The sequence below is a fragment of the Bradyrhizobium sp. Leo114 genome, assembly GCF_055229415.2.
Map to the genome: position 1 here is coordinate 217,797 of NZ_JBUYEN020000002.1, position 13,974 is coordinate 231,770.

The following is a 13,974-nucleotide window of genomic DNA, read 5'->3' on the forward strand; positions in this document are numbered from 1 at the left end:
GGAGCAATGAAGTAGCCGCAGCCGCAAACCTGCGCGACTGCTGGAGGTGTGGAAGATCCGAAAATGTTGGGGGTCGCAGTCGAAGGCACGTGACCAAGGATGACCACAGGATTTGGCGGCGCTGGTTCGGCCGCCGCGGAGGCTGGCGCTCGGACTTCTGTCGTCAACGCTGCAAATCCGGCGTCCGATGTTGCAGCGGATGCCGACGCCGCGGCACCTGAGGCGCTCAGACCCAGGCCCTCCTGCAAATTCCGCGCGGCGAGCAGCGACAGCGACTCGTCTTGGTCTGAAGCTGAAACTCGGACATTTCTTCGCAGGAGAGTGCGTGGCCACGTCTGCAATCCGAGAGCGATGCGGCCCAGACCAAAATCTTCGTATAACGACCTCATGCGATGACACCGCCTTAAAATATTTAATTCTCCCAAATTAAATATTAATCTCCGTTTAATTCAATTTGCTGTTCTGTCGCACCCCAGCCCTTGCTGAACAACCCGATGCCGATCTTCGTCAAACTGACAGTGGATAGTCGTGATTTTCTAATGGGTTGAATCCAGCCGAACTTCCCTTCTTGGCACAAATGGATTTCAAATCAGGAGATATTCAATTTGCGCTTGAATGGAGCAGGCAAAGCGCCCGCATGCGAATTGCATAGCGCCGCCTGCTTGGCGGCATGCGCTGCATGGTCGCGCAACTCATCGCTGCGCGAACCAGTGCGTCTTTTGGATTAATCAGTTCGACGCCGGCCGATCCGCTCGACGCGCGAGACAACACCGTCACGCGTGACGGGTCTCGCATGCGGAATCCAGATCGTGCTGGTCGCGACCGAAGCGACGTGCATTGCGGAGGCAAGGCGGATGCGCGCTAACGCGAACGCCTTGCCTCGACGCGATGAAGCCATCTATCTAAAGATTCTATCTAAAGATATGGGCCGAACCGCGCGGAGACGGAATCGGCCAAGCATTCCCATCGCGAGCCTCGCAAGCAGGAGTGTCAAGCTACTTGGTGCTCAGTGAAATGCCGAGGGCAGATGCTTTCACGGTCACCGCTGCGGGTGACCTCTTGAGAGACTTTGCGATTTTGTCTCGACCACGCTTCTCTTTCGCCATGGTCTTGAGCGTCTTCAGGTCGTCCTTCGACCATAACACGCGCGTGGCTTTCTTTTTCTTCGCCATTACAACTCCTCTTCAAGAGCCATGTTTTACGAACCCAGGCTAGTCCGGTCAAGGAACATTGACTGCAGGCATTGGAGCAGTTGGATACGGTCGATAAGCACCGTGGTGCGTTGCAGCCACGATGACGAAAAGAATAGCAAATACGATGATGGCGCGCATAGTCAGGCTCCGCATGAAACCTATCTAACACTCAATGATCTCGGGCATTGTGAACTAGCTCACCAGTTCCAGTGGATCGCGACGTTCATGACGCCTATGCCGTGCACACGCGGGAGCCTCGGCCGAGCGGAGAGCATGTGACGATATTCATGATGGCAGCATCGCCCCGGCTCCAAGCCACTGTTTGACCAGCGAGGCCAATGTGCCGTCGGCCGCAAGCGCGGCCTGCGCACCGCCAATCGCATCGCGCAGCGCGATGTCTCCTTTGCGGACACAGATGCCAAGGTGCTCCACAGTGATGCCGGTCTGAACGACCCCAAGCCTCGGCCGGCCGCGCACGAACCAAGCCGTGACGGGTGCGAGTTTCATGAAGGCGTCGCAGCCTCCGCTTGTCAGATCATCGAGCGCTTGCTCGATCTCGTGATAAGCATAGACGCGCACCCGCGCAGCACGATTTTCCGCGACCAGTTTCTCAGCAACTGGCTGGCTGGTATTCCCCTGCTGCACTCCGACGACCAGACCTTTGAGATCGGCGATGCCATGTACATCCGGATTGCGGATGACATCGACGACAAGTGATTGGCCTGAAATCGCATAGGGCGTGCAGAAATCGGCCTTTGCTTCCCGGCCCGGCGTGATGGTGGTGCCAGAGGCGACGCAGTCGTATCTGCCGGCATCCAGACCGGCGAAGATGCCGTTGAAATCGGAGCCCGTGTACGGGACCAGCCGCCATTCGCGGCCGAGCATCCCGGCGATGCGCTGCACCAGCGCAATGTCGAATCCCGCCGGGCCATCGCTCGTCAAGAACTCGAATGGCGGATCGGGAAGCGCTGCTCCCACTCTCAAGGTTGACACGGCTATGACCTTTGCTGCGCTAAACTCAAGGACAGGCGGGCCGACTTGCGCCTGGCGATAGCTCTGTATTCAGCCATGATAGGCAAACAGCTCGATTGGCTCGCTGAAGCCTCGCACCGGATATTCGCCGACACGTTCGAGATCGAAATCGCTTTTGACGAAGTCGGCGAACGCGCGGGACAGCAGCACCTTTCGACCCAATTGTTTGGTCAGGGTTTCGAGACGCGATGCCATGTTAACCGCGGGACCGATAACGGTGAAGTCGAGGCGGGTACGCGACCCGATATTGCCGTACATGACGTCGCCGACATGGACGCCGATACCGTAATTCAGCGGTTCACGACCGGTTTCGCCATTCTTTTCGTTCAGGGCAATCACCGCCTGACGGGCTTCGGAGACGGCGTGCAACAGATTTGCGCAGGCCGACGGCTGGCTGAGCGGAAAGATGGCGAGCAGACCGTCGCCGATGAATTTCAGTATTTCCCCGCCATGTCGCGCAATCGGCTCCGACATCGCGTCAAAATACCCGTTCAGAAGATCGATGACATCATCGCGCGGCCAGTTATCGGAGATCCTGGTGAAATCACGCAGATCGCAGATCATGATGGCGGCGCGTACCGTGGTTCCGCTGCCGCGCCTGGTGGCGCCGGCCAAAATCAGTTCGCCGGCGTGCGACCCGACATAGGTTTCAAGCAGCGTTCGCGCCAGCCGGTTCTTGATACGGATTTCGCTGACCAGCGCCAGAATCGGTAACAGTTTTAGCAGGCTGGCGATATGCGCGTCGTCGAAACCTCCGACCCGGTCGGTTGCGAAGGTCACGATGTGCCGTTTGCCGAGCGTATGATATAGCGGCCAAGCGACATAGTCGGTCAGGCCCTTGGCCCGCATTTCGTCATAGATGGCGTGCTTACGGCCGAGCGAAGGATCACGTTCGAGATTTTCGCGTACCTCGAGGGCACCATCGCGAATTTCGTTTGCCGGACTGCCGATGTATTCGGATCGCCCTATGACATCGTAATCGACTCTCTCAATCTTGGCCTCACGCATTCCGTCGACCCACATCATCCGGGCGCCGAGCCATTGAGGATGGTGGATCAGGATATGAAGCGACGCCCGCTTGACGGGAATGCCCGCGCGCTGAAGGCGCATACACATCTCGGCGAAAATATTGTCGATGAAGCGCTCATCGCGCGTGTCGTTGGTCAGCCAGTGCACAACGTCGTCGTCGGAATACGCGGTGCGGGGATCAATGTTTGGCGGCGGGTTCATAGCTTGTTCCTCGGTGGTGACCTGGATCGACAGCAGAGGATATGTCGTGTCCCTGCCCGGCGGCGTCAACGAAGTCCGCCGCAATTTGCTTGCGCGCGCATCGGGTTGTTGGGGAGTTGCCGCCCTGTCCGGCGCGGGAGGCCGCAGGGTAGCGCAAAAGCGCCCGTTCTGCTCCCGTAGCGGCCCGTTGCCGATCCGGAAGCAACGGCGCGAGAGCAGCTCAAGCTTCGTGCAGGATTGACCGCAAGCGCGCCGCCAATTCTGACATGCGGAACGGTTTGTCGATAATCGGAAATTCGCCTACCGCCTGATGGCGGTCCAGCGCGTCGCCCGCATAGCCCAACGCAAGCAGAATCTTGATGCCCTTGTTCAATTTCCTCGCTTCGCGGGCAACCTCAATGCCGTTGATCCCGTTTGGCATCACGATGTCACTTAGCAGGAGGTCAAATTCCTCGCTCCGGAGCAGCCGAAGCGCTTCCGTGCCGTTCCGAGCGCAACGAACCTGATAGCCCGACCTGGTCAGCATCGCCGACGTGAGGTCCAGAAGATCGTCGTTGTCCTCGACAACCAGGACGCGCTCCGAACCGGTCGGAAACGCTTGGGGTTGGGCGTCTTCAGTTTCGACGTCAGGCGTTTGCGTGGCTTTGGGCAAGTAGAGGGCGACAGTGGTCCCCTTTCCCAATGCACTCTCGATGGCAATGTGTCCCCCGGACTGACGGACAAAGCCGTAGACCATGCTAAGGCCAAGCCCGGTGCCCTTGCCGACCTCCTTCGTTGTGAAGAAGGGCTCAAACACCCGGTTCCGCACCTCGGGAGGCATTCCAGAACCGGTGTCCCTGACGGACAGCCTGACATACGATCCGGGCAAGCACCCCGCCGCGGCTCCTTCGCCCACGACGACGTTCTTCATCTCGATGTCGAGCACGCCGCCATTGGGCATGGCGTCGCGCGCGTTCAGGGCCAGATTGAGGAGAGCGGTCTCCAGCCGCGCCGGATCGACATGGCACAGCCACAATCCTTCGCTGGTCCACACCTTGACCCGGCATGCTTCCCCAACCGCCTTGCGGATGATGCCCTGGAACTCGGAAACAAGCTGGTTTGCGTTGACCGGTCTTGGATTCAATATCTGCCGGCGCGAGAAGGCAAGAAGCTGCGCGGTCAGCTTTGCCCCTCGATCGACAGCACGCCGCGCGGCCGCGGCGGAGTGCCGGATCTTGCCGATATCATCACCGGCCTCGATGAGTTCGAGGTTCGCGGAGACCACCGTGAGCAGATTGTTGAAGTCGTGCGCGACGCCGCCGGTGAGCTGGCCGACGCTCTCCATCTTCTGGCTCTGATGAAACTGCTCGCTCGCTTCGGACAATTCGTGCTCACGGTGCTTCAGCGCATCGGCCATGGCGTTGAACGCCCTGGCGACCCGTGCGATTTCCGAATTGCCCGCGATGTCCAGACGCCGGCCGAATTCGCCGAGCCGCCAGCGGTTCGCAGCGTCAACCAATTGCGCAAACGGGCGCTGGATGAACCGTTGGGCGCCCCACGCCGTCAGGATCAAGACGATCAGGGCGCTCATGAGGATGAACAACAGGTCGCGCTGCGTGCGATGTTCGATCTTGGTGAAAGTCTGCGCCTTGCCGAGGCCGTAGCTGACAAGAAGATCTTCCCCCACAGCGGCGAATGCGACAGTTCTTCGCACGCCGTCAACGTTCACCATATCAGCTACAGTCCCGTTGGAGAGCGTCGGATCTTTGCCGGCAGGCAGCTTCTTGCCGACGAACAGGGCATTGTCAGGATAGCGAGCGAGACAGATGCCGTTGCGGTCGGTGATGGCGAGCGCGGCTCCCTCCGGAACGCCCTTTTTCGCGATATAGTCTGCGAGCCAATCAAGGCTGAGAGATGCTATGACGACGCCACCCATGTGGTTTTCGTCCTCGTAGAATGGCAGCGCAAACTGGAGGACGCTGCGACCGGTATTTCGGCCGAACGCGAACTCTCCAATTGTGAATTTTCCGGTCCTCACGGCGTTCGCGAAGTAGGCACGTCCAGTGGCGGGAGCGAGCTTATGCACTACGGGAGCTACCCTATGCTCCGTGAATGAGGAGCAGAAGGCACTGGCATTCATGTCGACCACGATAAAGGAGATGAACTCCGGATATTGTTGCTTGATCCGGGACAGGTAGGCATCGCATTCCTGGACGTCCTTGGCCTTTATCGCCGGAACCTCCGAGAGCGCAATCAAAGCCTGGCGAACTCCCTGGACGATCTGCTGCTGCTCAGCGGCGGCGAGCTTGGCGAGGCCGAGCGCTTCGTCCTGTACTTCGACCTCGCGCGTGCGACGCAGGTCGATCTCATTGTACGCCTGTATCGCGATTGCCGGCAGTATGGCGGCTGCCACCAGCGCGAACAAGCGTGATAACAGGCTGCTCATTTCGACCTTTTCCTACGCATGATCGGCGGCATCAGACCGACCGTGCCCAGTCCACCGACAAGCGCCATTGCATCAAGAGTTCTCCGAACTGCGATCGGAAACGACGCCATCAAGCGGTGGCGCTATTCCGAGCCTTCATTGACCAGTTCGTCGCGGAGAAGTGGCACCCACGGCCGTGAAGACAGGCTGGCCCATGTCGATGCCAGGGATGGCAGAGCGACGAGAAGACTGGCGGCAGGTGACCCTATGGCGGCACGCGTAGCATTCAACAGCCTCACGAACCATTGAGCCCTAAGGCCCAATGCAGCGTCCTCGGACTGGGCGCTCGACATCGCTGGAGCTCTAGTGATCGTCGACTGGCCCCGCAGGTCCACGGCTCGGCGCGGACGAGGGAGGCCGATCTATCGGTCGGGTTGGCCCTTGGCACGTCAGGGCGATAGAGTGATTCTCATTGACTTCTGTCCCGCTACCAATCTTCTGCCGTAAAAGCCTGAACCGGCCGCATTACAGAGCTGTTTCAGTCCGCCGGGAAACGATTGCGATTGTAGGCGAGCGGCCAAAAAGTTGGCGAAGAGAAGCCAGGACACAACGAGGCCGGTTCCGATGGGCGCTAGTCAGCGCCCATCGGACGAGTTTGAGGATCGCGCGCTAACTTTTCAGCGCAAGATTTCGCGCAGCACCTCGCCGTCGACGCGGTGGGGCGTGACACCCAGGATCTGCATGACGGTCGGCGCCACGTCGGTGTTGCGCATGCGGCGGATCGTGGCGTCCTTGCGGATCTGCGGGCCGGCGGCGATGAAGGTCGCGCTCATCACCGGCAGCTCGGGATCGTGGCCGTGGGCACCATAGAAGTTAGGCATCGACAGCATGGTCGATGTCGCATTGAACGGCGCATCGCCGAGACGGGCGACGCCGGGGTTCTGGATGCCGTCGAAGTTGTAGCCCGGGGCCATCAGCGCGAACACATCGCCGAAATCCTGTCCGATGGTCTTGCTGGTGCATTCCCCGGTCCCTTCCTCGCACTGCAGCGGCCGGGTCTCGACCACGGTGAAGATCCGCCCGTCCTTGAGCGAGTAGTTGAACTTCGGGTTGGAATCGACCGCGTTCTTCACCGCGTCGGTGATCTGCGTTACCAGCGCCTTGTAGGCCGCCAGATCGACGGTGCCGCCCAACTCGCGGTTCTGCAGGTTGACGTAGATGTTGGCCGCCGGACCCGAAGTGCGGATCGCGATCTTGGTGGTGTCGATGCCGGCGTTGCGCAGGACGTTGGTCAGGTTGACCGAGGTGTGGAACGGCGCGAAGCCGTGGTCCGACGCCACGATGACGTTGCTGTCACGGACCGCCGCATCGGCGATCTGCTTCACCGCCTTGTCGGCCGTCTGATAGGCGAAACGGATATATGAAGCATACCGCGCGACCTTGGCCGGATCCTGGCCCCCGCCGATCGAGTTCGGATCGGTCGGGTTGGTGCCCTGGCGGCGGTCGGTGAGCAGGAACTGATGCTCGGAACCGTCGGGCTGCTCGATGTAGACCATCACGAGATCAGCGTCGGGATAGTTCCGGATCGCGCGCTCGCCGATATCAGCCTGGTAGCGCACGAAGGTCTTCACCATGTCCTCGAACATCGTCTCGATCTCGAGGTCGGGGAAGTTGGTGAAGCCCGGGCTCAGCCGCTCCGGAATCCGGAAGTCAGCCTGCGGACGCCAGAATCCGACATTGTTGTTGATGTCATCGACATCGGCCAGCACCGCCGCGTTGCGCGGGATGTAGTTGGCTCCGTAGCGGGCGAACCGCACCACCGAAAGATCGGGCGCCAGCGCCGAGACCAAGTATGCGGCGCCGACCCTGGCCCCGCTGCCTTCGAAGAAGAATGGCGCATTCTCGCCGCCGAGCTTGACGTAGGCCGGTCCGGTCGACGGCGCGTGGAACGGTCCTGCCGTAATGCCGCGCGTCGCGTCAAAGAACACCAGCGTGTCGTAATTCACCTTGCGGTCATTGGTGGTGTCGAGCGCCGCCACCCGGATCGAATATTTAACGTCGAGCGTCGCCGCATTGGTGCAGGTCGCCGATGGCGCCGACGAACACGAGAACGTCTCGATCGGCGCTGAGGTTACCAGCACCGGGCTAAACGAGAAACGGCCGGCCGCCTGGAGCGCCGTGACAACAGCCGGATCGGACGTGAAATCACCCCGGGACAGCGAGAAGCCCTGAGCCCCGATACCGCCGAACGCCCCGAACGGCACGGTAAAGTCGGTGACGCGGATCGGCTGGGCCGGTTGCACCACGGTGTTGTTGATGGAGATGTCGGCGCCGTCGCCGCCCGGCCAGGTCGCGGTGACCACTTTCTTGCCCTGCTGGCGCAACTGCACCCACAACGGCAACGCCGTCGGCCGCGGCGAAGGCCCGAGCGGGCTCTCGCGATAGCCGCCGATCGGTGCCGCAAATCCGCTGATGCTCGATGAGATCGGCCCGACGATTGCCTGGAAGGTGTTCGACGGGATGTCGTTGTGAACCGCCGTCGAGCCGGTGGCAATCTCGATGTGCGACACCGCGGTGAGCGACGGCGACGCCGTCACGTTCTGCTCCGCCACCGCGCCGCGGCGGCTCAGCCGCGCCAGGCCGCCGTCATGCGGCAACACGCCCTCGTCGATGAACTTCTGGATGAAATCGGGCTTCGCGCCGTCGAGCGAGATCACCACCACCCGCGGCGACTTGCGACCATGATGGTTCCCGTCCTGATCGCCGTCATGATCATGGTCGCGGTTGTCGCCGTGGTCGCGGTTGCCGCCGTCGTTATCGGCGTGCGCCGGCGCCGCAACGCCGGTCAGCGATGCAGCGAGCGACATTGCCAATATCAAGGAGAGAAAACTCTTCAAGTTCATATGGACGCCCCATTTTCGCTGCGCAATCTAGGCGGGTTTGGTCGGAAACGACGCAACGATTATCGGGCTTGGCTAACGACGCGCATGTGACGCTTCGGCGACACCTGTAATGTGGTGGCGACAACGCTACGATGATGTCGGCACGTGGCCTTTCGCGTCGATATTAGAAGTAACCAGCGCTCCTTGCCGTGCGAGGGAACGCAAGCGTTCGGATCGCAATCTGTTTCGAGTGGAACCACGTACGTCGAGGCCGAACGCGTCTGCAACGCTTGGTGGCGAGTCTCGGAGCAATGGTGCAGTCAACCAGTGAGCGTCACCCGCAAGTTCGTGCCTGCAGGGTCATGCGATAGGTCTCTGACGATGTCTGACAATCTCAATTCGAATAAGTGCGCGTCTGGATTTGGCAGCCTTCTGCGCTTTCGGTATCGAGCTCGCGCCAACCCATCGCCTCCGCATATTGCTGCGTGGACATTGGCACAAACTGTGTATTGGGCAGCGCCATCGTTGAGCTGGCTCAGTGCGACGTTCGCATTCTGGCACGCGCCACAGTGTCCGCATGCTGCCACAGACTGGAACTTAATCTAGAAGTCTGAGCGCAAATGGTAGCGGTGCAAATCGCGCGGCGCACGGGCTACGACCACCTTGAACGATCCACCGGGAAAGCGTTCGCTCAGCAGGATGTTGCGATCTTCGCTGTCGGTCTCTGCACTCATGCGCCGCGCAATATCAGCATCTCGGCGAAGACAGGCTCGACGTCGCTCACAACGCAGTCGCGGCAGTCGGCCTGTGTCGGCATTCCCACGAGACATGGCGACGTTTCATGACAGGCATATGACATTCCGGGGATCGCGAAGCCGCTAAGCACCATGAGGCGGACATCACGAAAAAGCGACGCACCATGCACATACGGCAAAGAGCTCACCCCCTTCACGCCATGCATCACTCCGAGGAAGCCGCCAAGGCCCACATGGAGGAACACGGCAAGAAGTAATTATCGAAGCTTCGATTACGGACCTGCACTTGAGGCCACCTCGATTAGCGGTCTTTTTTCTTTATTCGCCTGAGCGCGACGCCGGCTCTTAACGCGCCCGTGTCAGCGCGAGCCAGATGCCGCCGCCGATCATGAAGCCGCCGGAGACGCGCGAGACCAGGCGCGTCCGCCGCTTGGAAAAGAATTTTCGCGCGCGGCCGGCGAGCAGCGCGTAGACCATGTCGCTCATCGCCGCCGTCACCATGAAGGTCACCCCCAGCAACGCCACTTGCGGGAAGTGATCCTTGTTCAGGTCCACGAATTGCGGAATGAAAGCGCCGAAGAACACCAGCACTTTCGGATTCGACAGCAGCACCAGAAATCCCTGCAGGAAGAAACCGCCGCGCGGTGGCGGCGGCGGTTCATCCGAGCTCACCTCCGCAACCGGCGAGCGGATCAGCTTGATGCCCAGCCAGACCAGGTAGGCCGCGCCGGCAAAGCGCACCCAGTCGAACCAGTAGCCCATCGTCGCCATCAGCGAGGTGAGACCGACCGCAACGACGCCGATCACGATCGCCAGCCCCGCCTGCGCGCCCAGCACATTGGTCAGCGCTGCGCGGGTGCCGTGCCGCAGGCCGTTGGCGATCACCAGCGTGACGATCGGGCCGGGCAACAAAGCGAGCGCAATGCAGGCGGCGACATAGGCGAGATAGGCTTGCAGGGACATGGGAGGACTCGGCTCGAGGCTTTCGTTGCATAATAAGGACATGGATGCCCGGAACAAGCCCGGGCATGCGCATTCTTACTGCGTGTTCATCGCGAATTTTACCCATCTCGCCGTCTCTGCCGATGCCAGCAATTGCAGTGCCGCGCGCTGCACGACCGCTGCATCTCCCCTGCCCTGCGCCGCCGCCACCAGGAGATCGCAGCGGTGCGAGACCGCGATGCCGATCGCTCCATGCGGCACGCCATCGCCAATCTTCAGATCGTACGTCCTCATGCGTCCGGGCATATCGGCGACACGCACTGCTTTTCCTGCCTGCAGCGGTACAAACTGCGTACTGATCAAGTCGACATCCGCGACGCGGTCGACCTCATCATCGTCGGCGACGCCGGTCGTGCAGTTGCAGAAGCCGAGCTTTGGCCGGATGTAGACCTCGATATCTCCGCCGCAGGCCACGGCATTGCAGCGGAATGCGCGACCGGCGGGCCAGCCGTCGCGCGGAAACGGCCAGGCGATCTCTTGCCATGTCTCGCGCGGCGTCGAAGTCTCGTAGGCTGGGACGCCCGAGAGGACGCCGAGCACAAGTGCTGCAATCGCGATGACCAGCCAGGTGCGCATTCGTCCCGTTCAGGGCAGGCCGGCGACAGCGCGCGCCTCGCCGGTCAATTCGAGTATATGCAGTCCTGTATTGGCGCGGTCGACGGCATAGATATAGCCGCGCTCGTCGGTCTCGACATTGTTGGTCTGGATCGCGACCTTGCAGCGATCCTTGCCCTCGATGGTGACGCAGCGCTTGTCGGTTGCCGGTGTGATCGACGGGATGAAGTAGCCGACTTCCCTGGGGTGATAGGGATCGCGGATGTCGAGGGCACGCACGCCGGCATTGAAGAACGCGATGAAGGCGATTTTCTTGTAGTAGACCGGCGCCATGCTCTCGCTCGAGGAATGCGAACCGAACCGCCCGCCGCGTTCGCAGAACGAGCCGCTCGCCTCCGGCACGGTGTAACTCGAGATCATCATTGGCCGGGTCTCGGTGGTGACGTCAGCGAACCACACCATCTGCCGCGCCTCGCCGCATTCGTTCAAGATCGCCTCGTCGACGATCATCACGATGTCGCGGGTCTTGCCGTCCTTGTCATGCGAAAATTCCGCGATCGGCATGCCCGGCATCGGGAATGCCGTGTGCGCACCGTTGAGTGCCGAGAGCGGCATGCGCGATATTTCGGGATCGCGGAGATTCTCGGCGATCGGCTGCTTCGGTCCGTTGAGCAATTTCTCGCGGTCGACGATCTGCAGGAAACCGCCCTTGTTGGTGCCATAGCCGAAATAGACGCGGTTGCCGGATGAATCTGTTGAGATTGGCCCGTGCAGTTCGGTCGGCACCGCGCCGGTCGAACCAGGCTCCTGGCCCGGCAGGCCGAAATCCCTGATCTTCACGGGATGCGCGGGATCGCTGAGATCGTAGACCTGCGTCATGCGACGGGTGCGCCAGTCCGGCGCGCCCGATACCAGGAAGGCGATGCCGGTGTCGCACTCCCACCAGCTCTTATGCGTATCCTTCAGTCCCCCGATCCGCGCGATCAGCGCGGGATTGGCGGGATCGGCGACATTCCAGATCTCATGCGCCTCGCTGCCGAAGGTGCGTAGCATATAGACCGCGCTCCGATCCCCCTTCGGCAGATCCTTGCCGTCGCAGACACGCACCATCTGCGCGCCACCGGATTCATATTTGCCCTCCTGCCCCGGAATGTGCCGCAGATATTGCGGATGCGCGGGATCGGTGACATCGACGATCGACGTGCCGTTGGGTTCCGGCTTGCCGCTCATCGGATTGACGGGATCGGGGATCTCATCAGTGCCGCCGTGATGGCCGATATAGGCGATCCAGCGGTCGCCCTGATGATGGATGGTGGGCTGATAGGCGCTGCGCGCCTGCAGGTCGTTGGTTCCCACCAATCTCATGTTGGAGGCTTCGGGAGGTGCTCCGACCTTCTGCTGCTCCGCATAAGCGCCCGCGCTCCCGAGAAAAGCAATTGCCACACACAGCGCAAGTTTGCCGCCACCCTTCATGCGTCACTCCCATTGTTGCAAAGCCAATCTTCGTTGGCTGACGCTACGATAACACGGCTGAATTCCGCGCCAAAACACACCCTTGACATGCAACCATTTAGTTGCCTATTGTCGATGGCATGGACGAAGTCTTCAAAGCGTTGGCGGACGCATCGCGGCGGTCGCTCCTGGACAGGCTTCACGCCAGAAACGGGCAGACATTAAACGAACTGTGCGAAGGCCTCGCCATGACGCGGCAGGCGGTCACCAAGCACCTTGCGATTCTCGAACAGGCCAATCTCGTCACCGCGTTCAAGCATGGCCGCGAGAAGCTGCACTATCTCAACCCGGTGCCGATCCATCAGATCGGCGAACGGTGGATCAAAAAATTCGAGCGCGCCAAGCTGGTCGCGCTCAGCGAATTGAAGCGGCAATTGGAGAAGCGTGATGAGTAAGCCGGAATTCGTGTACGTCACCTATATCTCGACCACGCCCGAGAAATTGTGGGAGGCGCTGACCAATAGCGAGTTCACCAGGCGTTACTGGTTCAACACGGAAGTGAAATCCGACTGGAAGGCGGGTTCCCCGTTCGCACTGGTCATGAACGGCACCACGACGGATGTGGGCGAGATCCTCCAAGCCGAGCGGCCGCGGCGTCTCGCCTACACCTTCAAGCATCAGCTCGATGAGGAGATGCGCAAGGAACCGCCGACCAAGGTCACCTTCACCATTGAGCCCCACGGCGACCTCGTGAAGCTGACCGTGACGCATGAAGGATTCGCCAAAGGCAGCAAACTTCTCGACGGCATTTCCAAGGGATGGCCGGCGATCCTGTCGGGACTCAAGACCCTGCTCGAGACCGGGACAGTGATCGCGATCCCGCCTCGTGCGCTTGAGATCGAAGGGTTCGAATAGAAATGAAGATATATCGGAGGAATCCAGAGGACATGAATATCGAGAAATTCAAGCCGGCGATCGTCTACACGATCTATATCGCGTCCACACCGGAGAAGGTCTGGGAGGCGCTGACCAATGCCGAGTTCAGCCGGAAGTATTTTTCCGGCCACGCGGTCGAGGTCGATCTCCGCGTCGGCGGCGCATTCATGGTGCGCACGCCCGATGGCGCGCCGCACATCACCGGCGAGGTGATCGAATGCGAGCCGGCGCGGAAGCTGACAGTGACCTTCAACGTCAACTGGCCGGCGCTGGTGGAAAAGCTCGGACCGACGCTCGTGACCTATGAGATCGAGCAAGCCGGCGATGCGGTCAAGCTCACGCTGCTGCAATCGCACGACCGGCCGATCAGCGACGATATCCTTTCTGGTGGCCGCGCCGGCTGGCCCGCGATCCTCTCCAGCCTCAAGAGCCTGCTGGAGACCGGTGAAGCCATGGTCATCCAGATGCAGCCGCCCGAACGGATGCTGGCGGCGCTGAAGGAGCTGGGGATTGCGACGCCGTAAGGCTACGAC

The 13,974-nt window shown here is 60.9% G+C and carries 12 protein-coding genes; 3 read left to right on the top strand and 9 right to left on the bottom strand.

Translation table 11 applies throughout. The features are described 5' to 3' along the window. Positions 1–995 precede the first annotated feature (995 nt). From ACZIRK_RS03315 to ACZIRK_RS03355, 9 genes are all read right to left on the bottom strand, one after another. On the bottom strand, positions 996–1,172 hold the full coding sequence (locus ACZIRK_RS03315) for a hypothetical protein (protein WP_165421322.1): 177 nt from the start codon (positions 1,170–1,172) through the stop codon (positions 996–998). Between the two features lie 306 nt (positions 1,173–1,478). Continuing rightward, positions 1,479–2,186 carry an ABC transporter substrate-binding protein gene (locus tag ACZIRK_RS03320; RefSeq protein ID WP_130226561.1) on the bottom strand — a complete coding sequence of 236 codons (708 nt, stop codon included), beginning with the start codon at positions 2,184–2,186 and terminating at the stop codon, positions 1,479–1,481. Between the two features lie 69 nt (positions 2,187–2,255). After that, positions 2,256–3,455: an adenylate/guanylate cyclase domain-containing protein gene (locus tag ACZIRK_RS03325; protein WP_130226567.1), complete on the bottom strand. Its 1,200-nt coding sequence runs from the start codon at positions 3,453–3,455 to the stop codon at positions 2,256–2,258. Positions 3,456–3,675: 220 nt separating this feature from the next. After that, the gene (locus tag ACZIRK_RS03330) at positions 3,676–5,880 is read right to left on the bottom strand and encodes an ATP-binding protein (protein ID WP_463326957.1); all 2,205 of its coding nucleotides are present in this window, start codon (positions 5,878–5,880) and stop codon (positions 3,676–3,678) included. Between the two features lie 656 nt (positions 5,881–6,536). After that, positions 6,537–8,726 (bottom strand): alkaline phosphatase family protein, encoded by a 2,190-nt coding sequence (locus ACZIRK_RS03335; RefSeq protein WP_463326958.1) that lies wholly within the window; start codon positions 8,724–8,726, stop codon positions 6,537–6,539. Positions 8,727–9,343: 617 nt separating this feature from the next. Continuing rightward, complete coding sequence (locus ACZIRK_RS03340) at positions 9,344–9,475, bottom strand: hypothetical protein (protein ID WP_456643856.1); 132 nt, start codon at positions 9,473–9,475, stop codon at positions 9,344–9,346. 366 nt (positions 9,476–9,841) lie between these two features. Further along, positions 9,842–10,459 (bottom strand): LysE family translocator, encoded by a 618-nt coding sequence (locus tag ACZIRK_RS03345; RefSeq protein WP_028163796.1) that lies wholly within the window; start codon positions 10,457–10,459, stop codon positions 9,842–9,844. Positions 10,460–10,534: 75 nt separating this feature from the next. Beyond that, positions 10,535–11,074, bottom strand: a complete 540-nt coding sequence (locus ACZIRK_RS03350; RefSeq protein ID WP_463326959.1) for a hypothetical protein — start codon at positions 11,072–11,074, stop codon at positions 10,535–10,537. 9 nt (positions 11,075–11,083) lie between these two features. Next, positions 11,084–12,526 carry an LVIVD repeat-containing protein gene (locus tag ACZIRK_RS03355; protein WP_130229930.1) on the bottom strand — a complete coding sequence of 481 codons (1,443 nt, stop codon included), beginning with the start codon at positions 12,524–12,526 and terminating at the stop codon, positions 11,084–11,086. A 119-nt stretch (positions 12,527–12,645) separates the two neighbouring features. On the opposite strand from ACZIRK_RS03355, the gene ACZIRK_RS03360 reads away from it, so the two are divergent. Genes ACZIRK_RS03360 through ACZIRK_RS03370 form a run of 3 tightly spaced genes read left to right on the top strand, consistent with a single transcriptional unit; the run spans position 12,646 to position 13,965 of the window. Beyond that, positions 12,646–12,960 carry an ArsR/SmtB family transcription factor gene (locus ACZIRK_RS03360; protein WP_130229933.1) on the top strand — a complete coding sequence of 105 codons (315 nt, stop codon included), beginning with the start codon at positions 12,646–12,648 and terminating at the stop codon, positions 12,958–12,960. Continuing rightward, a complete protein-coding gene (locus ACZIRK_RS03365; protein ID WP_130229929.1) occupies positions 12,953–13,420 on the top strand; it encodes an SRPBCC family protein in 468 nt (155 codons plus the stop codon). Before ACZIRK_RS03360 ends, ACZIRK_RS03365 begins: the two co-directional genes overlap by 8 nt. 32 nt (positions 13,421–13,452) lie before the next feature. Further along, complete coding sequence (locus ACZIRK_RS03370) at positions 13,453–13,965, top strand: SRPBCC family protein (RefSeq protein ID WP_028163801.1); 513 nt, start codon at positions 13,453–13,455, stop codon at positions 13,963–13,965. Positions 13,966–13,974 lie beyond the last annotated feature (9 nt).

Coding starts and splice junctions, on each gene's coding strand:
- ACZIRK_RS03330 (WP_463326957.1), bottom strand. CDS start 5,880: ATGAGCAGCCTGTTATCACGCTTGTTCGCGCTGGTGGCAGCCGCCATA.
- ACZIRK_RS03350 (WP_463326959.1), bottom strand. CDS start 11,074: ATGCGCACCTGGCTGGTCATCGCGATTGCAGCACTTGTGCTCGGCGTC.
- ACZIRK_RS03355 (WP_130229930.1), bottom strand. CDS start 12,526: ATGAAGGGTGGCGGCAAACTTGCGCTGTGTGTGGCAATTGCTTTTCTC.
- ACZIRK_RS03345 (WP_028163796.1), bottom strand. CDS start 10,459: ATGTCCCTGCAAGCCTATCTCGCCTATGTCGCCGCCTGCATTGCGCTC.
- ACZIRK_RS03365 (WP_130229929.1), top strand. CDS start 12,953: ATGAGTAAGCCGGAATTCGTGTACGTCACCTATATCTCGACCACGCCC.
- ACZIRK_RS03340 (WP_456643856.1), bottom strand. CDS start 9,475: ATGAGTGCAGAGACCGACAGCGAAGATCGCAACATCCTGCTGAGCGAA.
- ACZIRK_RS03370 (WP_028163801.1), top strand. CDS start 13,453: ATGAATATCGAGAAATTCAAGCCGGCGATCGTCTACACGATCTATATC.
- ACZIRK_RS03360 (WP_130229933.1), top strand. CDS start 12,646: ATGGACGAAGTCTTCAAAGCGTTGGCGGACGCATCGCGGCGGTCGCTC.
- ACZIRK_RS03315 (WP_165421322.1), bottom strand. CDS start 1,172: ATGGCGAAGAAAAAGAAAGCCACGCGCGTGTTATGGTCGAAGGACGAC.
- ACZIRK_RS03325 (WP_130226567.1), bottom strand. CDS start 3,455: ATGAACCCGCCGCCAAACATTGATCCCCGCACCGCGTATTCCGACGAC.
- ACZIRK_RS03335 (WP_463326958.1), bottom strand. CDS start 8,726: ATGTCGCTCGCTGCATCGCTGACCGGCGTTGCGGCGCCGGCGCACGCC.